The following is a 22185-nucleotide window of genomic DNA, read 5'->3' as shown; positions in this document are numbered from 1 at the left end:
CCGCACAGTCCACCCGCAGAGCCGGCAAACCCCGAACACGCGCCCATCACCCGCCAGCGGCCCGCAAGGAAAGAGCGTCGGTTTCTGCCGACCATCCTCCGCCGGGCAAATATCCCAGCTTCCGCACTCCACCCGCACGCATGGGCAGCGCTATGCAGCCCAATGCTGTCCAGGCGGGATGCTGAATGGAGTGGCTTCTCCTCGCAGCGGGTTTGCTGCTCATCGCCGGTACAGGCTTCTTTGTTGCCGTCGAGTTCTCCCTCATCGCCCTTGACCAGCCAACGGTCCAGCGGGCGGTCGACGCCGGCGACACAGGCGCCGTTCCCCTGCTCGCCTGCCTTAAATCCTTGTCAACGCAGCTTTCCAGCTGCCAGCTGGGCATTACCCTCACCACACTGCTGACGGGCTACGTCATGGAACCCTCGGTGGGGCGTCTCCTCCAAGTCCCGCTGGCCGCCGTCGGCCTTCCGGAGGTGGTGGCGGCCTCCATCTCGCTGGTCCTGGCCATGGTGATTGCCACCCTGCTCTCGATGCTCCTGGGTGAACTGGTTCCAAAGAACATGGCGATAGCCCTGTCCTTCCCGGTGGGCAAGGCCCTGGCCCGGCCGCAGCTGATATTCACAGCCGTCTTTAGGCCGGCCATCGTGTTGCTCAATGGCTTCTCCAACAAGGTCCTCAATGTTTTTGGGCTCGAGGCCAAGGAGGAAATTTCCGGGGCACGCACCCCGGCGGAGCTCGCTTCGCTGGTCCGCCGTTCGGCAGCGATGGGAACGCTCGACGCCGGCACTGCCAACTTCATCGCCCGCACGTTGAACTTTTCCACCAGAACGGCAGCAGATGTTATGACGCCGCGGATCCGGGTTGAAACGATCGACGCCGACCAGCCCGTTTCGGACATCGTGGACGCCGCCCGGCGGACCGGTTACTCCCGGTTCCCGGTTATCGGCGACTCCGCGGACGATATCCGTGGCCTGGTCCACGTTAAAAAAGCTGTAGCTGTTCCATGGGAACGCCGCCAAAACCTGGAGGCCGGCGCCATTATGACCGAGGTGCTCCGGGTGCCCGAGACCATCCACCTGGACGCCCTGCTGGCTGAACTCCGCGAGGGAAACCTGCAGCTCGCCGTCGTCCTGGATGAATACGGCGGAACTGCCGGCATCGCCACGCTGGAGGACCTGGTGGAGGAAATTGTGGGCGAGGTGGCGGACGAGCATGACAAGGTCCGCCCGGGGCTGTTGCAAAGCGCATCCGGCGACTGGTACTTCCCGGGACTGCTGCGTCCCGACGAACTGTCCGAGCAGATTCCGGCTCTCACGGTCCCGGACGAAGCAGCCTACGAAACAGTGGGCGGCTACGTCATGAGCAAGCTCGGCCGGATCGCGGCTGTGGGAGATACGGTTCCGGTAGGCGGCGGCACGTTGAGCGTCACCAGGATGGATGGCCGGCGGATTGACCGGATTTGTTTCCGTCCCGTACGCCCCGAGGCTGAAGCCGCGGAAACAAACGACAGGATTGAACGATGAGCGACTGGGCAGGAATCCTGTGGCTGGGTGTCCTCCTGCTCGGCAACGCCTTTTTCGTGGCAGCGGAATTCGCCGTGATGTCCGCCAGGCGAAGCCAGATTGAGCCCCTGGCGGAAAGTGGCTCCAAACGGGCGCAGACCACGCTGAAAGCGATGGAAAATGTCTCGCTGATGCTGGCATGTGCCCAGCTGGGCATTACTGTTTGCTCCCTGCTGATCCTGCTGGTGGCGGAGCCCGCTATCCACCACCTGCTGGCCTACCCGTTGGAGATGGTGGGCCTGCCGATGGAGGTTGCCGATGTGGCAGCCTTCGCCGTGGCGCTAATGCTGGTCACGTTCCTGCACGTGACCTTCGGCGAGATGGTGCCGAAGAATATCTCGGTGTCGGTTGCGGACAAGGCAGCACTGTTACTGGCTCCGCCGCTGGTATTCATTGCCCGGCTGGTCCACCCCGTGATTTCAGTCCTGAACTGGTCGGCAAACCATATCCTCAAGCTATTGCGGATCGAACCCAAGGACGAGGTGAACTCCTCGTTCACCCTGGAGGAAGTGCAGTCCATCGTCCAGGAGTCCACCCGCCACGGACTGGTGGACGACGACGCGGGACTGATTAACGGTGCCCTTGAATTCTCGGAACATACGGCCGAGGACATCATGGTGCCGCTTGAGAACCTCGTCATGCTGAAGGCTGCAACCACCCCTGTGGAGTTTGAGAAGGCTGTCAGCCGTACCGGCTTCTCCCGGTTCCCGATGCTTGACGACGAGGACATGCTCTACGGCTACCTCCATGTGAAGGATGTCCTGTCCATCCCGGAGCAGGCTTACGGGCTTCCCATCGCGGAAAGCCGGATCAGGTCACTGGCCAATCTTTCGTTGAACGACGAGATTGAAAAGGCGATGTCCGTCATGCAGCGGACCGGCTCACACCTTGCCCGGGTGATCGGTCCGGACGGCAAAACCCAGGGCGTCCTGTTCCTTGAAGACGTTATTGAGCAGCTTGTGGGCGAAATCCGGGATGCTACCCAGGCCACCGGGATCCGACGCCTGGGACAGCCGAACGGCGGTTAGGATCCGGCGCCCTTCCCGGGTCGAAACGGGAAGGGCGCAGATGTGTTTATACCTAAATAGGAATCATTCCTATTTAGGTATAAACTCAAGGGGTCATTTCCCCTCCCCATGAACCGAGGTTCTTCGTGCGCCGTTCCGCTGCTACCCGTTCGTCCCTAGCCGCCCTCGCCGGCCTTGGCATGCTGCTCAGCGCCTGCAGCCCCCAGGCGGAGCCCACGTCCGACGCTGCCGAGGGCATCAACGTTGTAGCGTCCACGAACGTCTACGGCGATATCGCCAAGACCATCGGCGGGGACAAAGTCAGCGTCACCGCCATCATCAACAAGACGAGCCAGGATCCGCATTCCTATGAGGCAACCGCCCAAGACCGGCTGGCGGTGTCGAAGGCAGACCTCGTGATCGAAAATGGCGGCGGCTACGACGACTTCATCCACACCCTGGCGGCGGACAGCAACCTCGACGACGGCAAGGTGCTGAACGTCGTCGAACTGTCGGGGCTTGCCCACCCCGCGGAAGAGGAGGCCTCAGCCGAAGCGACCGCCCCCGAATCAACCACCGGGGACGGGCACGCGCACGCCCACGGCGATCTCAATGAGCACGTCTGGTACAGCCTGCACGCCATGGAGCAGCTCGCGGAAGAAATCTCGGGCAAGCTGGCAGAACTGGACCCCGCCTCGGCGCAGACCTTCCAGACCAATGCGGCCACCTTCACGTCCACCCTGGAGGAACTGCACGGAAAGCTCGACTCGCTCAAGTCCGGCGCCGCCGGGGCCACGGTGGCTGTTACCGAACCTGTTCCGCTTTACCTCCTGGAGGATGCGGGGCTGGTTAACGCCACCCCCGAGGACTACACTGCTGCGATCGAGGAAGGCTCCGACGTACCTCCGGCCGTGCTCAAAGCGGCAACCGACCTGGTGGCGTCGAAGTCGGTCCGTTTCCTGGCGTACAACGAGCAAACCGAAGGCCCGCAAACGGAGTCGCTGAAGAAAGCGGCCGAAACAGCCGGTATTCCCGTGGTGGACTTCAATGAAACCCTGCCCGAGGGCAAGACGTACCTGCAGTGGATGACGGACAATGTGGACAACATCAGTAAAGTTCTGGAGAGCAAATAGTTGAAACCTGTCGTCAGCCTTACCGGGGCGTCCCTGAGGTTCGGTAAGAGGGCGCTCTGGGAGGACCTGGACCTTGACATCAAGCCCGGGGAGTTCTTCGCCGTGCTCGGCCCCAACGGAAGCGGCAAGACCAGCTTCCTGAAAGTCCTGCTTGGGTTGCAGGAACTGCATCAGGGGCGGGCTGCGCTTGGCGGGCGCCCGGTTGAGCGCGGCAGCAGCCTGATCGGCTACATCCCCCAGCAGAAGTCGTTTGCACCCGACACCCCGATGCGGGCCAGGGACCTGGTGGGACTCGGCGTGGATGGGCACCGTTGGGGACTGCGCCTGTCATCTGCCAAGGCAAACCGCAGGATCGATGAGCTCCTTGACCTGGTCGGCGCCACTGACTATGCAAAAGTTCCGGTCGGCCAGCTTTCCGGCGGCGAGCAGCAGCGGCTCCGTGTTGCCCAGGCCCTTGCCACTGATCCCCAGGTCCTTCTCTGCGACGAACCGCTGCTGTCCCTTGACCTGCACCACCAGCAGGCTGTCAGTGCGCTGATCAACAAGCAGTGCCACGAGCAGAAGAGCGCGGTGGTGTTCGTTACCCACGAGATCAACCCGATCATCGATTATGTGGACCGGGTGCTGTACCTGGCCGGAGGCCGGTTCAAGGTGGGGACTCCGGACCAAGTCATGACCACTGAAGTGCTCTCCGACCTTTACGGCAGCCATGTTGAGGTCATTCACGCCAACGGGCGCATCGTGGTGGTCGGGCTTCCGGATGCCACCACCCACCATCACCACGCCGAGACGCATGCGCTGGCAGGGGAGGCAGCCTGATGGACGCAGACAGCATCCTGGGGGCAATCTTCAATTTCGAGAACTACGGCGAATTGCTTGTCCTCGTGCAGAACTCCATCTGGGCGGGTGCCGTATTGGGGCTCCTCGGCGGCCTCGTAGGCACATTCGTGATGAAGCGGGACCTGGCGTTCGCCGTGCACGGCATTTCCGAACTCTCCTTCGCCGGGGCGGCCTTTGCCCTCCTGATCGGCGCGGACATCGTTTTCGGGTCCCTGATCGGATCGGTGGCGGCGGCACTGCTACTGGGCCTGATGGGTGTCAGGGCAAGGGACAAGAATTCCATTATCGGGGTCATCATGCCCTTCGGGCTGGGGCTGGGAATCCTGTTCCTGTCCCTCTACGAAGGGCGTGCAGCCAATAAGTTCGGCCTGCTCACCGGGCAGATTGTTTCCGTAGATACGGTCCAGCTCCAGGCACTCGCTGGAACGGCAGTGGTGGTGATGGTGGCCCTGATAGCCATATGGCGGCCGCTGAACTTCGCCAGCGTGGACCCTGAACTCGCCGAGGCCCGGGGTGTACCGGTGCGGATGCTTGCCATCGTGTTTATGGTCCTGCTGGGTGTCAGCGTCGCCCTGTCCATCCAGGTGGTGGGAGCCCTCCTGGTGCTGGCCCTGCTGATCACCCCTGCCGCAGCGGCCCTCAGGATAACGTCCTCGCCGGTGGCGGTGGTGGTGCTCAGCGTGGCCTTTGCTGTTACGGCAACGGTAGGCGGGATCCTGCTGGCCCTGGGCGGCCGGATTCCCATCAGTCCCTACGTCACCACGCTCTCATTCCTGATCTACGTGGTATGCCGCCTCATTGGTTCTGTCCGGGCCGGGAGGGGTATCAACGGCCGCATTTTGCAGCCGCAGTAAGTGCTGCGGGCCGCGCTGCTACAGCTTGCCCGCAGCCTTGACGGCGGTGCAGTCCGGGCACAGTCCGAAGATTTCCACCGTGTGGGCCATCTCTGTGTATCCGTGTTCGGCTGCGGTGCGGGCTGCCCAGGTTTCCACGGCGGGTGCCTCCACCTCCACCGCTTTCCCGCAATTCCTGCACAGCAGGTGATGATGGTGCCCGGTGACGGCGCACCGCCGGTACACCGCTTCGCCCTCGCCGTTGCGCAGTACGTCGACGAGACCTTCGTCGGCGAGCGACTGGAGAATCCGGTAGGCAGTGGCGAGCGAAACCGACACTCCCTGGTTCTGCATGATCCGGTACAGCTCCTGGGTGCTGACGAAGTCGTCCAGTTCATCCAGGGCAGCGCTCACGGCCAGTCGCTGTTTCGTGACGCGCTGTTCCTTGCCGCCGCCCGTTGCAGGGGATGGCGTAGTGGAATCTGCCTTGGCGCCGAGCGGCATGGACGAACTCGCTTCCGTGGGATGGTGGCAAAAGTACAGATTACCAGCCGCAGCGCCGTGGACACCGTTCCCGGCCGGACCCTAGGCTGGCGCTATGAAGCTGACAAAATTCACCCATGCCTGTGTGCGGCTCGAAAAGGACAACCGGGTTCTGGTGGTCGATCCCGGAAACTTCTCGGAGGCAGCTGAAGCCCTGGCTGGTGCGGAAGCAGTGCTGGTGACCCATGAACACGCCGACCATATCGACACCGAGGCGGTTCTTGAAGCACTTCGCAGCAATACGCACCTGGAGCTTTTTGCGCCGGCAGGTGTAGCAGACCAGATGCGGACTGACGCTCCGGAGGCAGTGGCCCGCGTTAATGCGGTGGCGCCGGGTACGTCCTTCGACGTGGCGGGATTCGCGATCCGAAGCTTCGGCGGCCAGCACGCGCTGATCCATCCGCAAATTCCGGTTGTGGCGAACATTGGCTACCTCATTGACGACAACGTCTACCACCCGGGGGACTCGTTCGTCATTCCAGACGGGATCACCGTGAAGACCCTGCTGGTCCCGCTGCACGCACCGTGGAGCAAATCCGCTGAAGTGGTGGACTTTGTCATTGGCGTGCGGGCGCCGCGGGCGTTCCAGATCCATGACGGATTCCTCAATGAAAACGGCCTGAAGATTGTTGAAGGCCATGTCAGCAGGATCGGTGCCAAGTACGGTACGGAGTACAGCCACTTGGCCGCGGGGGAGTCGGTGGAGGTCTAAACGACGCCCGGGTTCCATTGGCCCGTATCAAAAAACTTCCTGATGACCGCTTCATACGGCTCCGGGTTGAGGCCCTGGGCCGCCAGCCAGTCCTGGTTGTAGTAGTTTCCGGCGTACCGTTCGCCGCCGTCGCACATCAGGGAAACGATGCTGCCTTGCCGGCCCTCGTCGACCATCCGGGCGATGATCTGCCAGACGCCCCAAAGGTTGGTGCCGGTGGAAGGGCCAGCGTGGAGGCCTGCCAGGACCCTAAGGTGGCGCATTGCCGCCACAGATGCGGCGTCCGGAACCTGCACCATGTGGTCGATCACGGAGGGTACGAAGCTGGGTTCCATCCGTGGCCGCCCAATGCCTTCGACGCGCGACGGCAGGCCTGCTGGAGGCGTGGCCGTGCCCTTGAGCCAACCAGGGTAGAACGCTGAGTTCTCCGGATCCACTACCAGCAGCCTGGTGGGGTGGCTGTGGTAGCGGAGGTAGCGGCCGATGGTTGCGCTGGTACCGCCCGTGCCGGCACCCACCACAATCCAGTCGGGAACAGGATGCTCCTCCAATTCGAGCTGGCCGAAAATCGACTCTGCGATGTTGTTGTTGCCTCGCCAGTCCGTGGCCCGTTCCGCATAGGTGAACTGGTCCATGTAGTGGCCGTTGCAGGTAGCGGCCACCTCTTCTGCAGCCGCGTAGACATCGGAGGCGTGCTCCACCAGCAGGCAGGAGCCGCCGAACTGTTCTATGAGGGCGATTTTTTCCTGGCTGGTAGTTCGGGCCATGACGGCGATGAAGGGAAGCCCCAACAGCTGGGCGAAGTAGGCTTCCGACACTGCGGTGCTTCCGCTGGAAGCCTCCACGATGGTGGTGTCCGCCCTGATCCAGCCGTTGACCAGGCCGAAGAGGAACAGCGAGCGCGCCAGCCGGTGCTTGAGGCTGCCCGAACGGTGGGTCGATTCATCCTTGAGGTAGAGCTGGACTCCCCAGTGCTCCGGCAGCGGTACTGAGTAGAGGTGGGTGTCCGCCGAGCGGTTGTTTTCCGCCCTGATCTTGCGGATGGCCTGGTCCGCCCAGTCCCGGTCTGACCACTCGCGGCCTGCCCGGTCCGCGCCTTCCATGTTGCCGCCGTGCCCGTTGCCGCTGCGCTCGATCATCACCGGACCAGCCTACCTGCGCCCGTGCGGGTATCCGCCTAGAGTGGGATCCATTGGGTTTACTGCCACGAAGGAGCGCACATGGATCCCCTGATGGACGTGGCCGGGCTAAAGACGCGCCTTGCCGAAGGCCTGCGCACCGTGCTGTTGGATGTCAGATGGGCCCTGGGTGATCCGCACGGACATGACCATTACCTCAGCGGGCACCTGCCGGGGGCAGTCTTCGTGGACCTCTCCACGGAACTGGCAGCACCCGCAGTTCCGGAGCGGGGCCGGCACCCGCTGCCGGAAGCTGCGGATTTCCAGGCTGCAGCGCGGCGCTGGGGGATCAGGAACGGCGACGTTGTGGTCGCCTACGACGACAGCGGCAACATGGCGGCCGCCAGGGCGTGGTGGATGTTGCGGAACGCCGGGCTTCCCGACGTTTACCTGCTCGACGGCGGCCTGGCTGCCTGGCGCGCGGCAGGCCTGCCTCTCGAAGCGGGCCACGTCCGGGTGGAGCCCGGGGACGTCACCTTGACGGATGGAAACATGCCCGTGCTCGACGCCGCTGCTGCCGCCACCTGGCCGGACAGCGGACTTTTGCTCGACGCACGTGCGGGGGAGAGGTACCGGGGCGAAGTTGAGCCTGTTGACCCCCGTGCCGGCCATATTCCAGGAGCTGTGAGCGCACCGACGTCGGACAACGTCGATAAAGCCGGGCGCTTCCTGTCCGAGGGGGAGTTGCGGCGACGGTTTGAGCTGCTGGGCGTCCGCGACGGTACTCCGGTTGCCGTCTATTGCGGATCCGGTGTGACCGCGGCCCATCAGGTGGCCGCCCTGGAGGTGGCAGGGTTCCGGGCAGCGTTGTACCCTGGCTCGTTCTCGGAGTGGTCCAACAACCCGGAACTGCCCGTGGCCACCGGCGCCGAAGCCGGTGGCGGACCGCCGCCAGGTGGAAACATCGCCGGCCACGAGGGTAGCGTCAGACTATGACCCCAGGACGTCCCGTACCGCCGCCCCTCGCCAGACCAGTAACCCCCGCTTCCGATACCGGAGTCCTTGCCGCCGCCTACGGCGCAGTATCCGACGACAGCGGGCTGGTGCCGCTGACAGTGGCCCGGCGCACTCCCAAGGCGGACGACGTCGAGATCGCCATTGAATTTTGCGGCCTGTGCCATTCGGACGTGCACGCCACGCGGGGGGAATGGGGAGGCCAGGCCTACCCGCTGGTTCCCGGCCACGAAATCGTGGGCACCGTCAGCCGCGTCGGCTCCAACGTCACAGGGTTCGCGGTGGGCGACCGCGTGGGAGTGGGCTGCATGGTGGACTCCTGCCGTGTGTGCGAAAGCTGCCTGGACGGCCTCGAACAGTACTGCGAAAGCGGAATGACCGGCACCTACGGTGCCAGGGACCGCCGGAACGGGGATGCCATCACCCAGGGTGGCTACTCGTCGTCTGTCGTGGTGGACCACCGCTACGTGCTTCGGGTACCTGAATCGCTTGACCCGGCGGCGGTGGCACCCCTGCTGTGCGCCGGGGTCACCACGTTCTCACCCCTGCGGCACTTCGACGTCGAAGAGGGGGACGTGGTGGGCGTGGTGGGCCTTGGCGGGCTGGGCCACATGGCCGTTAAGCTCGCCAAAGCCATGGGCGCAAAGGTGGTGGTTTTCACCACGTCCGAGTCCAAGGCGCCTGCCGCACTGGAACTGGGGGCCGACGAGGTGGTCCTGTCCCGTGACGAGGCTGCGATGGTGGCGGCGAACCGCACCATCGACCTGATCATCGATACCGTCGCGGCTCCCCACGACCTGAACCCGCTGTTCCGCACCCTGCGCGTGGACGGTGCGCTGTTCCAGCTGGGCCTCCCTTCCGAGGCGATGCCGCCGGTGAACCCCGGCGCCCTCATCAGGCGCAGGATCGCCTATGCCGGCTCCCTGATCGGCGGAATTTCCGAGACCCAGGAGATGCTGGACTTTTGCGCGCAGCATGGCGTTGTGGCGGACATCGAAGTGGTATCTGCCGACAAGCTCAATGAGGCCTACGACCGGATGGTCGCAGGGGACGTGAAATACCGGTTCGTGCTGGACACCAGCACTTTGCAGGCACCCGCCAAGGAGGCAGACGCATGAGCACGCTTTTTACCAGGATCCTCAACGGGGAGATCCCCGGCCGGTTCGTCTGGCGGGAAGATGATGTGTCCGCATTCCTCACCACAGGCCCCCTTGCTGACGGCCACACCCTGGTGGTCCCCACCGAGGAAGTGGACCGCTGGACCGACGCATCACCGGAAACCCTGGCGAGGGTCATGGAGGTGGCCCGCCGGATCGGCGCGGTCCAGGTGGACATCTTCGATGCCGCACGGGCAGGGCTCATTGTGGCAGGGTACGAAATCAACCATCTCCACGTGCATGTGTGGCCCTCGCGGAGCATGGCGGACTTCAATTTCGCCTCTGCCGACCAGAATCCGGATCCCGCCGTGCTCGATGCGAACGCCGAGAAGCTCCGCCAGGGCCTGCGCGCTGCCGGCTACGGCGGGTTCGTCCCGGCCGGGTAATTTCATGATGTCCCGGCGGTAACCGTCGGGACATCATGCCGGGCCGCTTCTGCCGGCCCAGCACTGCTAGGCCGGTGCCAGGGCTTTGTTGAGCACGGTGCGGATGCGCTTTTCGGACACGGAGTAGGCAGTGCCGAGTTCGACGGCGAAGAGGCTCACGCGGAGTTCCTCGATCATCCATCGCACCTGGGTTAACTCCCGGCCCGCCCGCTTTCCCGGCAGGAGCGCCGACACTGCGTCGTCATAGTCATCCTCGAGCCGCTGCACCACTGCCATGCTGAGGGCATCCCGCTGCACGTTGCCCGGAAGGCGTTCCAGCCGCTTCTCGATGGCAGCCAGGTAGCGCGGCAGCTGGCTGAGCTGGGCGTAGCCCGTGCGTGCTACAAAGCCGGGATACACCAGCTGTTCCAGTTGGCTCTTCACGTCGTTGAGCGCGCTGATCAGGGCCAGGCTGGTGGTCCCCTTCAGCTGCTTTTCGATGCGGCGGGTGCTGGCCAGGATACGTTCCACCACTGCCGTCACGCTGAACACCGTATCGATCAGTTCCGCCCGCACCACCTCGTAGAGGCTGTCGAAGGCTTTCCGGTCCCAGGGCAACTCTGCGGGAGTGAGCTTGTCGATCGCCGCCAGTGCGCAGTCTGCGATGAGCGCGGAAACAGAGCCATGCGGGTTCTGGCTGAATGTCAGTTTCTCGGTGTTGCTCAGGTGCTCCAGGAAATAGCGGTCCGGAGCCGGAACACGCAGCGCCAGCAACCTGATCACACCGCCGCGCATCGCGTCGAGTTGCTCCTCCGGACTCTGGAAAACCCGGAGGGACACTGAATTCCCCTGGTCCACCAGCGCCGGATATCCGGTGACGGTGTGCCCCTTGACCGTGTTGCTGACTTCCCGCTGGATGGTGCCGAAGCTCCATTCCGTCAGGCCGTCCTGCTCCCTGAAGCCGCCCGCGGAGGAGGTTCCCTGCACCTGGCCGGACGTCCGCACCTCGGGGGAGCCGCCGTCGTTCGCCTTGCCGGCAGCACGGGCTCCCTTGCCTCCGGTCGCCCGGCTGCCGGGGCCGGCCGAGGCGGGGGTGGCACCCAGTGATTCGGCGATGGCGCGCCGGGTGGCGGGGGCGAGCCGTTCCTGCAGCACGGGAAGGTCCTTGCCTTCGTCGAGGACCCTCCCCTTGCTGTCCACTACCTTGAAGCTGACGCGCAGGTGCGGGGGAACAGCGTCCCAGTTCCAGGATCCGGGCGGAATGATTGCGCCGCGGGTCCGCCGGAGGGCCAGTTCCAGGGAGGGCTCCAGTTCATCAGTGGCCGGATCGAAATCGGATTCAAGGACGGCAACTGCCTGGCGGGCGACGTCCGGGGCCGGAACGAAGTTCTTGCGGACCTGCTTCGGCAGCGACTTGATCAGGGCGGTCACCAGTTCCATGCGCTGGCCGGGGATCAGCCAGCGGAAAGGGGCATCGTCCAGCTGGTTGAGGAACAGCACGGGCACTTCCACGGTGACGCCGTCGGACGGATTGGGCGGGGAACCGGGAGCCACAGGATGGAACTCGTAGCTAAGCGGCAGCTCGAAGCCCTTGTGCAGCCAGGTCTTCGGGTAGGCGGCCTCGTCCAGGCTATCCGCATCATCGCTGAGGAGCAGCGACTTGTCGTAGTCCAGGAGGTCCGGGTTCTGCTTCCGGGCGTCCTTCCACCACTTGTCAAAGTGCCGTTCCGACACCACGTCCGGACCGATCCGCGCATCGTAGAACTCGAACAGCGTCTCATCGTCCACCAGCAGGTCCCGGCGGCGCATGCGGGCTTCGAGCTCCTCCACCTCGTGCAGGAGCGCCCGGTTACGGTGGAAGAACTTGTGGTGGGTCTTCCAGTCCCCCTCCACCAGGGCATGCCTGATGAAAAGTTCACGGGCAAGCGCGGGATCCACCTTGCCGTAGTTGATGCGGCGCTGCGCGATGATGGGCACGCCGTAGAGGGTGACCTTTTCGTAGGCCATCACCGCCCCTTGGCGGGTGGACCAGTGCGGCTCGCTGTAGCTCCGCTTCACCAGGTCCGGCGCCACCTGCTCGGCCCAGGCCGGATCAAATTTGGCTGCCACCCGTGCCCAGAGCCGGCTCGTTTCCACCAGTTCCGCTGCCATCACAAAAGTGGGGGACTTCTTGAACAATGCCGAGCCGGGGAAGATGGCGAAGCGGCTGCCGCGGGCGCCGGCGTATTCGCGCTTGCGCTCGTCCAGGATGCCAATGTGGCTGAGGAGCCCGGACAGCAGGCTGATGTGGATTCCGTCGTGGTTGCCGACAGGATCGGCAACGCGCTTATTGTCCAGGCTGATGCCCAACGGGCGGGCCAGCTGGCGCAGCTGGGCGAACAGATCCTGCCACTCCCGCACCCGCAGGTAGTTGATGAATTCGCTGCGGCACAGGCGGCGGAACGCCGATGAGGACAACTCCTGCTGCTTTTCCTGCAGGTAGTTCCACAAGTTCAGGTATCCGGTGAAGTCCGAGTTCTCGTCCTTGAAGCGGTTGTGCTTTTCCGCTGCAAGCTGCTGCTTGTCAGTGGGCCGCTCACGGGGGTCCTGGATGGTGAGTGCCGCGGCCAGGATCATGACTTCACGGACGCAGTTGCGCTTGCCGGCCTCCACGACCATTCGGCCGAGCCGGGGATCTACGGGAAGTTGAGCGAGTTTATGCCCGACGGCGGTGAGCCCGCCGCCGCCTTTCCCGTCGCTTTCCGCGTTCCGGCCGGCGTCCTGGGGCCGGGCGGCAGCCAGGGCACCGAGTTCGCGGAGGAGCGTGACGCCGTCGTTGATTGCCCGTGTTTCCGGTGGCTCGACGAACGGGAAGTTCTCCACGTCCTTCGGACCGCGGGCAACCCCCATGGCGGTCATCTGCAGGATGACGGCGGCGAGGTTGGTCCGCAGGATTTCCGGATCCGTGAACCGCGGCCGGGATTCGAAGTCCTCCTCCGAGTAGAGGCGGATGGCGATGCCGTCGGAAACACGGCCGCAGCGCCCCGAGCGCTGGTTGGCTGAGGCCTGGGAGACGCGTTCAATGGGCAGCCGTTGGACCTTGGTGCGGTGCGAATACCGGGAGATGCGCGCGGTTCCGGTGTCGATCACGTACTTGATTCCGGGCACCGTGAGCGAGGTTTCCGCCACGTTGGTGGCGAGCACGATCCGGCGTTTGTTGCCCGGATGGAAGACTTTGTGCTGTTCCTGCAGGCTCAGGCGTGCGAACAGGGGAAGTACTTCGGTGCCGGCCAGCCTGCGGTTGGACTGGATCCGTGCCTGGAGCGCCTCTGCGGCGTCCCTGATTTCGCGCTCGCCGGAAAAGAAGACCAGGATGTCGCCGGGGGCTTCCGCCGCGAGTTCGTCCACGGCGTCGCACACGGCATCCAGCGGGTCACGGTCCTCCTCAAGCTCGTCGTCCGAGGGATCATCCTCGTCCGTCTTCGGCTGCGAGAGTGGCCGGTAGCGGATCTCCACCGGATAGGTCCTGCCCGATACCTCAATAATGGGTGCCGGGTCCTCCGGGGTTCCGAAGTGGTTGGCGAAACGCTCCGGATCAATGGTGGCCGAGGTGATGATCACCTTTAGGTCCGGGCGCTGCGGCAGGATCCGTTTGAGGTAGCCGAGGATGAAGTCGATGTTGAGGCTGCGCTCATGGGCTTCGTCAATGATGATGGCGTTGTATTTGCGCAGCAGCTTGTCGCGCTGGATCTCGGCCAGCAGAATGCCGTCGGTCATCAGTTTCACTTTGGTGGCGCGGCTGACCTCGCCGGTGAAGCGGACCTGGAAGCCTACTTCCTGGCCGATTTCGACGCCGAGTTCTTCGGCAATGCGCTCGGCAACCGTGCGCGCTGCAAGCCGGCGGGGCTGGGTGTGCCCGATCAGGCCATTCTCGCCCAGGCCAAGTTCCAGGCACATCTTAGGAATCTGGGTGGTCTTTCCGGAGCCGGTCTCGCCGGCGATGATGGTCACCTGATTAGCGGCAATGGCGGCCATCAGGTCCTCGCGGCGCTCGGAGACCGGCAGCTCGGCGGGATAGGAAATATGAAAAGTCATGGCTGCAGACAGTCTACTGTGGCTGGGCCGGCACCCCCGTTCGACTGCCTGCGGCGTTCCTTGCGTTCCTAGAAAATGCGGAGGGTGTAGTTGGTGCTGGGAAGGTCCAGGGCGGACCAGTCCTGGTGCGAATCGACGCGGGGTGTGTGCCCGCGTCCGTCCCGGAGGAGTGCTGCGATGGTGGCGGCACCGATGAGGAGGAGCAGGATGACGATGATGGTTGCGAAGATTTCCATGACTCCATGCTTCTCCTGGCAGGGCTATTTAAACAGTGGCAGAAATGCCCAAAAAGCTATAATTCCTGCCACAATGGAAGCATGCTGAAAACAGTAGCCGTGATCGTGGTGCCCAACTTCTCGATCTTCGAGTTCGGGACCGCCTGTGAGGTGTTCGGAATTGACCGGTCCGAGCGGGGCACGGGTGTCCCCGCCTTTGATTTCCGTGTGTGCACACCTGACCCGGGCGACGTCCAGCTGAAGTCCGGGCTGTCGATGAACGTCAGCCTGGGGCTGGACGCCACCAAAGACGCCGACTTGGTCATCATGGCGCCCTTCGGCCGGGACCAGGAACTGCCGGAGTCATTGCTTGAATCCCTTCAGGCTGCCCATGCCAGGGGAGCGTGGGTGATGTCCATCTGCTCGGGAGTCTTCGCGCTGGCCCGTGCCGGCCTGCTGGCTGGTCGTCGCTGCACTACCCATTGGCACTACTCAAACGAGCTGGCCGTAACCTATCCGGACGTCCAGGTGGATGAAAACGTCCTTTACGTGCAGGATGGCACCCTCATTTCTTCGGCGGGAACTGCCGCGGGCATCGACGCCTGCCTCCATCTGGTGCGCGTGGAACTGGGCGCGCATGTGGCTGCCGCAATCGCACGGGATATGGTGGTCCCGCCGCACCGCGACGGGGGGCAGGCCCAGTTTATCGACCGTCCAATGCCCACCTGCGGCTCTGCTCCGATGGAGGAACTGCTGCGCTGGATGGTTCAGAACCTGGACCGTGAGCACACGGTGAACGAACTGGCGGCCCGCGTGCACATGTCCGCCAGGACGTTTGCCAGGCGGTTCCGTTCGGAGACAGGCGCCACTCCGGCTGCCTGGCTCAATTCGCAGCGTGTGCTTCGCGCCCAGGAGCTGCTCGAATCCACGGACCTGAACATTGATGAGGTGGCCAGGGAAGCCGGCTTCGGGCACCCGGTCCTGCTGCGGCACCACTTTGCCAAGGTCCTCGACACCAGCCCGCAGTCCTACCGCCGGGCCTTCCGAGGCCAGCTGGCGGAGGTGGGTTAGCCGCGGCCTGCTGCTGCCTGACCAGGCCCGCGCATTTGCCCTAGACCCTGTCGTCAGCGCGTACTAGGGTTGCCCTGGCCGTTACGGGATTCCTGGGCGGCGGCGCGCGTACGGTCCACGAGTACCCGCCACGGACCTGTCACGGCCCTCTCCGGCAGTGCTGCCCTGCGCTCTCCGGCACGGATTGAGTAGATGAACCTGTCGGGCTGGTTGCCGGCAAACTCTGTGGCCGCCGCCCGGGGCGTCCTGGGCACGGCATCCCACGGGCATGCTTCGACGATCGGTTGCCACTGGTTGATGGCGGTTTCCGACTGGGCGTCGACGGTCCATACCCTCGTCATCGCGGCAATACCACCGGTGCGTTCCACGCTGATTTTCATTGCCTGGTTCCTGGGCTTCCATGCAGCCTGGCGGCTTGAAGTCCGGCAGCCAGGCATCCGTTACAGCTTGACCTTCACAGTTTCCCACGCCTGCCGCACGGCGTCATGCTCTTTTGAATCTGAACCGAAGAGCTCCACGGCAGCAGAGGCGGTGGCCCGTGCGAAGACGCTGAAAGTTGCTGTAGCGGGCAGTGAACCGCCGGTCAGGGTTTCGTACCAGATACGGCCGGGGGCATCCCAGGCGTTCCCGCCCAGCGACTCCGCCACGAGGTAAAAGGCGCGGTTGGGGATGCCGGAGTTGATGTGGACACCGCCGTTATCCGCACTGGTCCGGACATAGGAGTCCATGGAGTCCGGCTGCGGATCCTTGCCCAGCACATCGTCGTCGTAAGCGGTTCCTGGAGCCTTCATGGAACGCAGGGCGTCCCCTTCCACTTCGGCGGTGAAAAGGCCTTCACCAATGAGCCAGCTGGCTTCCGCCGCGGCCTGGTTCTTCACGTACTGCTCAACCAGCGCGCCGAACACGTCCGACATTGATTCGTTCAGGGCGCCTGCCTGGTTCCGGTAGGCGAGGGCAGCCGAATACTGCGTCACGCCGTGGGCCAGCTCGTGGCCGATAACGCTGAGGGACGCTGTGAACCGCTCAAAGACCTCGCCGTCGCCGTCACCGAAGACCATTTGGGTCCCGTCCCAAAAGGCGTTGTCATACAGCTTGCCGAAGTGCACCGTGGCATCCAGCCGGAGCCCCCGGCCGTCGATGGAATTCCGGCCGAAGACGTCGGCATAGAGGCGGTGGGTGTGCCCCAGCCCGTCGTACGCTTCATCCGTTGCGGTGTCACCGGTAGCAGGTTCGCCCTCCTTCCGCGCAAGTTTTCCGGGAAGGGTTTCGGAGCCGCCCGCGTCATAGATGGTGCGATTGGACGGGCCCGGTTTGGCATGGCGAAGACCGGAAGGAACGTCCGGCATGGCCTGCATTCGTGATGAGTGGAAGGACTCGACATGGCCCAGGGCTTCCCTCGCAGCCCTGGCGGCAGCAGAAAATTGTGGCTCATGCTGCCTGGCCAGCCGCCTCAGCAGGTAGGGCGGAACGATGGAACAGAACGGAACGTGCATGGCGTGCCCCCTCAACTCGGTGACTTTCAGACTACGAGGGGGCGCCGACAATCATTGGCAGGCGCACGCAATCGGGAATGTCAGTGGGTGCTGTGATGCTGTGAGTATGGGAATCGGCAACGGTGGAGCAGCGGTGATGGAGGGCATTCATGCCTCCGCTGCCGCCCTTGGTGCGTTGTTCCTTGAGGATGCGTCGCTGCGGACTGACGCTGCTGCCGGTATTGATGTGTTGCAGCGGCAGTACGAGCTGCGGCTGCACCGTCATCCCACCGGCGTAAAGGCTGATGATCATCTCATCCAGGCTCCCGGTGCGGCGGGCACCTTTCGGGACCAGCCGCGGAGTGAACGACCCGTCGCGGTCCCTTGGCACGGCCAGATCCACGTCCCCGGCGGAGGTCCCCAGCGTCTTGGCATACGACCCGTTCCGGGAGTTGGGCAGGAAACGGCCGATCGGATCGCCCTTGTCATAGCCCAAATGCCCGGAGAGCTCGGCCTGCAATCCGCATTCCAGGGAGGCCTTGATCAGCTGCTGGATGAAACCGTCCTTGCCATCGAGTTCGAGCTGGCCGGAATCGATCTGCGCCATCAGCTCATCAAACGCGCCGGAAGCCTTCAGCGCATCCATGCTGCCGGCCGCCGCTGCACGACGGGCCAGGTCCTCCGCCAGCTCTTCACGGGGTTTCGTCATAGCCACAATGATTCTCCAATCATCCAGCGACTACAGCTCTCCTACACAAACAATCTGACACCCCCGCTGGAAGCGCAGGTCGCCGCAATCAAGGCCTGGGACGCGGCGGAGAGCATCGAACTGCACCAGGCCATGACCCCGCCGGAGGCCTCCGCGCAGGACCGGGCCTACGGCGAAATGTCAGCGGTTGAGGAGATCGCCGGCGTACTGACCATCAGCTCAGGAGCCGCCGGGGCGTTCGTCCACCAGTCACGCCGGCTGTGCTCGCTGCCGCCAGCCCTGGACGCACTCGCTTCCGGGGCGGTGTCGTGGCAGCACGCGAGGATCATCGCCGACGAGACCGAGGGCCTCGGTCCCGCCGGCGCGGCCGCCCTGGTGGCGCATTTCCTGGACCCGGACGCACCCAACCCCGCACGCGGAGCCGCACCCGGTGAGCTGGTGCCCTCACGGTTCCGGGCAAAGGTGCGGACCTGGCGCGAACGCCACCACCCCGAATCCCTCGAAAAACGCCACACCAAGGCCGTCACCGACCGGCGGGTCGAACACTGCCCGGACCGTGACGGAACGGCCTGGATCTCCGCCTACCTCCCGGCCGACACCGCATCGGCCATCTGGAACCGCACCAACGCCCTCGCCCGCGGCAAGCAGGGCCCGGACGAAACCCGCACCCTCACCCAGTTGCGCGCCGACGAATTCGCCACCATGCTCCTCCGGCCAGGACCCGCACTCAACGCCCGGGCAGGGGAAAGCGGCCCCCGGGGCGGGGAGCGCGGATCCGACGACATGATCGGGCTGGCCTCACTGGCAGGAGCCGGGGACGTACATGAGAACCCGGGCCCTGATTGCGCCGCGGGCACTGCAGGCAACGGCGCGCGTCCGAATCCCGGAAAGGTCCCCGCACCAAGGGCGGACGTGCTGGTCACCGTTCCGGTGTTTTCCCTGCTCGGCCTCACCGACGAACCCGCCATACTCGACGGGCACGGACCCATCCCCGCCTCCATGGCCCGGAAACTGGTCACGGACGGAACCAACTCCTTCTACCGGGTCCTGGTTGACCCGAGAGACGGGGCACCGCTGGAGATCGGCCGCAAGAACTACCGGCTGCCCGAAGCTGTGAAGCGCTGGCTGCGGATGCGGGACGGAAAATACACCTTCCCCGGCTGCACCAACCACACCCTGGACAACGAAACCGACCACCTCCTCGCCTGGCACCACGGCGGGACCACCGGGGTCAGCAACCTCGGCCAGGCCTGCCCCAAACACCACCGGCTCAAACACGCCAGCACCTGGACCCCCACCCCAGCCACCAAAAACGAACCACCAGGCTGGACCTCCCCCACCGGCCGGCACTACACCAGCGAACACCAGGACCGGGAACCACCACACTGGCCGGCATCGCTGAGTGAACTGTGGCCAGAATCTGATTCCGCGGACCTGGACGGTGTGTTCAATCTGGACTTTCCTGAAGCTTTCGCCATGCCTAATGGGCTGGAACTGCCGGAAGACCTGGATGTGCCTGAAGATCCGTGGGTTCCGGAAAGCGAGCTGCCACGGGACCCTTTCCCGGACTGGCAGCTGTGGGGGGCCTTTGACGAGTGCAACGCGTAGCAGGCAGAACCGGGGTGCAGAGTTACTTGCAAAGCGCAAAAATCCGCATACTTCGCCAATGCAGAGCAAAGGAAAGCAGAGGCAAAAGAAAAGCACCCCGATCAACAGATCAGGGTGCTTTTCACGTGGTGCCCTCGATAGGATTCGAACCTACGACCTTCTGCTCCGGAGGCAGACGCTCTATCCCCTGAGCTACGAGGGCAATCCGGGGTTCCTGCCGTTGCTGGCGGGACGTCCTAGAGCTTAGCAGTAAGGTGGCCCGCAAGGGAAAATCGTCACCCCAAAGTCCGCGTCCGGCAGTTCGATTCGTGCGGCACCAGTAGTCGTCGACACGAGATCAGTACCCGGAGAAAGAATCAACGTGTACCCGGCCCGCCCCCGCTTTGCGGGCGGCACGGCGCAGTGCAGCGACACTGGCAGGTGAGCCGGAGACATACACTTCGCGGTCGGCTATGTCCGGAACAAGTGCTTTCAGCGCTTCCGAGTCCACCCTTGACCCTTCACCCGGAGCAGCGGCCAGATCTGGTGGGGGTGCCGATCCGTCGGCGAGCCGGACCAGGACACGGATGCCCGACGTCCGGAGTTCGTCCGCGTAGGCCACCTCGTCGGCACTCCTGGCCAGGAGCAGGAGGACGGCGTCGCGTTCCCGGAGTCCGCCGGAGGACAGGTGCGAAAGGAAGGGCGTGATGCCAATCCCGGCCGCAATGAGCAACACTGGCTTCTGGGGATCGCGGGGGAGGACGAAGTCTCCGCCCACTGACGTGGCCGTCAGCTCGTCGCCAGGCTTCAGTGCCAGCAGCGCTTTTTTGGCGGCGGACAGTGGTTCGGCGGTCCGAACTCCGAACTTCAGAAGGCGTTCCCTGGGCGAACCGGTCAAGCTGAACACGCGGCGTCGGCCTTTCCCGTCCGACTTGGCATGCGGCAGGTCCAGCTCCATGTATTGCCCCGGGAGGAACCGCACCGGCCTGGCGGGCTCGAACGAGAACTCGGTGGTGCTTGGCGTCAGCACCCGGCTCCCTGCGAACCGCAGCTTCACGCCTCCGCGCTGGCCCACCAGGAAAGCCAGGAGATTGCCCAGCAACAATGCGGCCTCGGGTGAATTGGCGACGAAGCCCAGGTTGTACGGCACTGCAAACACCACACCCACTACAGCTGCCAGCGCCAACTGCTGCCACCGGCGCGGTGGCAGCGTTAGGGGTTCAGTGAGCATGAATCCCACGAAGAAGAGCACCGGCCGCTGGGCCAGCGCCTGGTAGACACCCATCCCTGCGGTCATGCCGGCCCGAAGAAGCTCAACGGTGATGATCGATGTGGCAACAACGGTAAACACCGAGGCCATCAGGAGCTTCCTGGTCCTGTAGATGACCAGCAGTACGCCCGGAACCAGCAGCCATAACATTGCCGGCGTGGCCGCCCACCACGTGGCGATGTTCAGTCCGGTAAGGCCGGTGACAAAGGCGCCAATGGCGGCGGGGTTGAAGATGTGCCGGCCGCGCCAGGCAAGGGCATACTTAGATGCCGAAGCCAGCACGCACGCCAAGGCAACTCCAGCCACGTCCATGGCCTGGAAGGTCGGCCAAAAGAGGAAGTAGAGCAGCAGCCCGGTAATCAAGGAGGACTCGGAGTGTGGCCGTACGCGGAACAGTGCTGCCAGTGCCCGGTTGGAGGCGTATGTCAGGCCAAGGCACAGGGCCAGGTGCGCCAGCATCTCGGGGATCCCGAAAGTGAGCCAGCCGAGGACATCCAACAGCAGGCTGTAGGCGGCAAGGGCTGCGAGGACAAGCAGGATAAGCCGGTACATGGTGAACCGGCCAAGCATGGTGTCCAGGCGCCCGGCTACGGACGGAGCCGGACCGGCCTTCGGTGTTTCAACAGGGCTCATGTGAAGAGTGTCCCTTCGAATTCTTCGGAATAGGCGGCGCTGCCGTCGGAAAATACCGTCAGCCACGAGAACTGGAATGTTTCCTGGAGCTCGGCGCCGGGCACAAAGAAGAGCGCCGTGGCCAGGGCGTCGGCCAAAACGGCAGTGTCTGCAAGTGCCCACGTGGCCACTGCGGTCCGGACCGGCTGGCCGGTCATTCCGTCCAGCACATGATGGAGCCCGTCACCCCAGGCACGCCGGTTCGCCGCAGAAGCGCACAGCGCCCGCCCAGACAGCGGCACCACGCCGATGGCCTGCTCCGGGCGGTACGGGTGCTCCAGGCCCACGGGAATGGACTGAGGTCCCCGCGCCAGCAGGTCGCCGCTGCCGTCAATAACGAAGGTATCCACGCCTTCAGCCGCCAATTCAGTGGCCAGCAGATCCACCAGCAGGCCCTTGCCGGCAGCGCCAATATCGAGCACAACTGGAGCCGTGGCAGTGATGGTGGTGCCGGACCAGTCCAGTACCCCCTCCCAAGCCGGCGCCGGCAGCGGGGGACCTGCCGGGCGAAGCGAGTAGGCAGCGTCGTAGCCCAGGCGCTCCAGGCTGGCGCCGACCAGCGGCGTCATTGCACCGCCGGTGATTCCGTACAGAGTCCGGTACAGCTCCCCGAGCTGGTCCGCTTCTGCCGGGAAGTGATAGCGGCCTGGAGTCCGTGCCATCGCCATGACCAGGGAATCGCTCCGGAAACGGGACCAGTCGGCGTCGAACTTTTCAACCCTTGCAAGGAGGCGTGCCTGCAGGGACGGCCCGAGCAGCACAGGCGTGGAGATGTCCCAGCGTGTTCCGATCCCGTCGAATGAGAAATCCTGCCAGCCCCCGTCCGGCACT

At 64.3% G+C, this 22185-nt stretch carries 19 protein-coding genes, 1 tRNA gene and 1 pseudogene; 11 read left to right on the top strand and 10 right to left on the bottom strand.

Annotation, left to right across the window (positions count from 1 at the left end; all coding sequences use genetic code 11):
• The first annotated feature begins 185 nt into the window (after nucleotides 1–185).
• From NXY83_RS12870 to NXY83_RS12850, 5 genes are all read left to right on the top strand, one after another.
• Entirely contained in the window at nucleotides 186–1523 is a 1338-nt protein-coding gene (locus NXY83_RS12870; RefSeq protein ID WP_258802605.1) for a hemolysin family protein, read from the top strand.
• Nucleotides 1520–2590: a hemolysin family protein gene (locus NXY83_RS12865; protein WP_258802604.1), complete on the top strand. Its 1071-nt coding sequence runs from the start codon at nucleotides 1520–1522 to the stop codon at nucleotides 2588–2590. Before NXY83_RS12870 ends, NXY83_RS12865 begins: the two co-directional genes overlap by 4 nt.
• A gap of 125 nt (nucleotides 2591–2715) precedes the next feature.
• Nucleotides 2716–3702, top strand: a complete 987-nt coding sequence (locus NXY83_RS12860; protein WP_258802603.1) for a metal ABC transporter solute-binding protein, Zn/Mn family — start codon at nucleotides 2716–2718, stop codon at nucleotides 3700–3702.
• On the top strand, nucleotides 3703–4521 hold the full coding sequence (locus NXY83_RS12855; protein ID WP_258802602.1) for a metal ABC transporter ATP-binding protein: 819 nt from the start codon (nucleotides 3703–3705) through the stop codon (nucleotides 4519–4521).
• A complete protein-coding gene (locus NXY83_RS12850; protein ID WP_258802601.1) occupies nucleotides 4521–5396 on the top strand; it encodes a metal ABC transporter permease in 876 nt (291 codons plus the stop codon). The genes NXY83_RS12855 and NXY83_RS12850 overlap by 1 nt, the downstream gene beginning before the upstream one ends.
• An 18-nt stretch (nucleotides 5397–5414) precedes the next feature.
• Here the strand turns inward: NXY83_RS12850 and NXY83_RS12845 are convergent, their stop codons facing one another.
• Nucleotides 5415–5879: a Fur family transcriptional regulator gene (locus NXY83_RS12845; RefSeq protein ID WP_258802600.1), complete on the bottom strand. Its 465-nt coding sequence runs from the start codon at nucleotides 5877–5879 to the stop codon at nucleotides 5415–5417.
• Between the two features lie 94 nt (nucleotides 5880–5973).
• On the opposite strand from NXY83_RS12845, the gene NXY83_RS12840 reads away from it, so the two are divergent.
• A complete protein-coding gene (locus NXY83_RS12840; protein WP_258802599.1) occupies nucleotides 5974–6630 on the top strand; it encodes an MBL fold metallo-hydrolase in 657 nt (218 codons plus the stop codon).
• Here the strand turns inward: NXY83_RS12840 and NXY83_RS12835 are convergent.
• On the bottom strand, nucleotides 6627–7733 hold the full coding sequence (locus NXY83_RS12835; RefSeq protein WP_258806212.1) for a PLP-dependent cysteine synthase family protein: 1107 nt from the start codon (nucleotides 7731–7733) through the stop codon (nucleotides 6627–6629). The genes NXY83_RS12840 and NXY83_RS12835 overlap by 4 nt on opposite strands.
• A 117-nt stretch (nucleotides 7734–7850) precedes the next feature.
• Here NXY83_RS12835 and NXY83_RS12830 point away from each other — a divergent pair, with 117 nt between their 5' ends.
• From NXY83_RS12830 to NXY83_RS12820, 3 genes are read left to right on the top strand one after another with little or no spacing between them, the layout of a single operon-like run.
• Entirely contained in the window at nucleotides 7851–8744 is an 894-nt protein-coding gene (locus NXY83_RS12830) for a sulfurtransferase (RefSeq protein ID WP_258802598.1), read from the top strand.
• Nucleotides 8741–9880: an NAD(P)-dependent alcohol dehydrogenase gene (locus NXY83_RS12825; protein WP_258802597.1), complete on the top strand. Its 1140-nt coding sequence runs from the start codon at nucleotides 8741–8743 to the stop codon at nucleotides 9878–9880. The genes NXY83_RS12830 and NXY83_RS12825 overlap by 4 nt, the downstream gene beginning before the upstream one ends.
• Entirely contained in the window at nucleotides 9877–10305 is a 429-nt protein-coding gene (locus tag NXY83_RS12820) for an HIT family protein (protein WP_258802596.1), read from the top strand. Before NXY83_RS12825 ends, NXY83_RS12820 begins: the two co-directional genes overlap by 4 nt.
• Before the next feature lie 66 nt (nucleotides 10306–10371).
• Here the strand turns inward: NXY83_RS12820 and hrpA are convergent, their stop codons facing one another.
• On the bottom strand, nucleotides 10372–14358 hold the full coding sequence (hrpA, locus tag NXY83_RS12815; RefSeq protein ID WP_258802595.1) for an ATP-dependent RNA helicase HrpA: 3987 nt from the start codon (nucleotides 14356–14358) through the stop codon (nucleotides 10372–10374).
• Nucleotides 14359–14426: 68 nt separating this feature from the next.
• The gene (locus NXY83_RS12810; protein WP_258802594.1) at nucleotides 14427–14594 is read right to left on the bottom strand and encodes a hypothetical protein; all 168 of its coding nucleotides are present in this window, start codon (nucleotides 14592–14594) and stop codon (nucleotides 14427–14429) included.
• A gap of 81 nt (nucleotides 14595–14675) precedes the next feature.
• Here NXY83_RS12810 and NXY83_RS12805 point away from each other — a divergent pair, with 81 nt between their 5' ends.
• The gene (locus tag NXY83_RS12805; protein WP_258802593.1) at nucleotides 14676–15644 is read left to right on the top strand and encodes a GlxA family transcriptional regulator; all 969 of its coding nucleotides are present in this window, start codon (nucleotides 14676–14678) and stop codon (nucleotides 15642–15644) included.
• 53 nt (nucleotides 15645–15697) lie between these two features.
• Here the strand turns inward: NXY83_RS12805 and NXY83_RS12800 are convergent, their stop codons facing one another.
• The 3 genes and pseudogenes from NXY83_RS12800 to NXY83_RS12790 all read right to left on the bottom strand — a co-directional run.
• Complete coding sequence (locus tag NXY83_RS12800) at nucleotides 15698–16024, bottom strand: protealysin inhibitor emfourin (RefSeq protein WP_258802592.1); 327 nt, start codon at nucleotides 16022–16024, stop codon at nucleotides 15698–15700.
• 60 nt (nucleotides 16025–16084) lie between these two features.
• Nucleotides 16085–17137 (bottom strand): M4 family metallopeptidase, encoded by a 1053-nt coding sequence (locus tag NXY83_RS12795; RefSeq protein ID WP_258802591.1) that lies wholly within the window; start codon nucleotides 17135–17137, stop codon nucleotides 16085–16087.
• A gap of 253 nt (nucleotides 17138–17390) precedes the next feature.
• Nucleotides 17391–17762 (bottom strand): annotated as a pseudogene (locus NXY83_RS12790) (transposase); the annotation flags it as partial.
• A gap of 81 nt (nucleotides 17763–17843) precedes the next feature.
• Between NXY83_RS12790 and NXY83_RS12785 the strand changes: the two are divergent.
• The gene (locus NXY83_RS12785; protein WP_258806211.1) at nucleotides 17844–19433 is read left to right on the top strand and encodes an HNH endonuclease signature motif containing protein; all 1590 of its coding nucleotides are present in this window, start codon (nucleotides 17844–17846) and stop codon (nucleotides 19431–19433) included.
• A gap of 126 nt (nucleotides 19434–19559) precedes the next feature.
• On the opposite strand, the gene NXY83_RS12780 is transcribed toward NXY83_RS12785, so the two are convergent.
• The 3 genes from NXY83_RS12780 to NXY83_RS12770 form a co-directional block, all read right to left on the bottom strand.
• Nucleotides 19560–19635 (bottom strand) — tRNA-Arg (locus tag NXY83_RS12780).
• Nucleotides 19636–19770: 135 nt separating this feature from the next.
• A complete protein-coding gene (locus NXY83_RS12775; protein WP_258802590.1) occupies nucleotides 19771–21315 on the bottom strand; it encodes a ferredoxin--NADP reductase in 1545 nt (514 codons plus the stop codon).
• A complete protein-coding gene (locus NXY83_RS12770) occupies nucleotides 21312–22184 on the bottom strand; it encodes an FAD:protein FMN transferase (RefSeq protein WP_258802589.1) in 873 nt (290 codons plus the stop codon). Before NXY83_RS12770 ends, NXY83_RS12775 begins: the two co-directional genes overlap by 4 nt.
• Nucleotide 22185: the final 1 nt, after the last annotated feature.

This window comes from Pseudarthrobacter sp. NS4 (assembly GCF_024758005.1).
Lineage (GTDB): Bacteria > Actinomycetota > Actinomycetes > Actinomycetales > Micrococcaceae > Arthrobacter.
The sequence above is the reverse complement of the archived record's forward strand: the minus strand, read 5'-3'. Positions and strand labels throughout refer to the sequence as shown.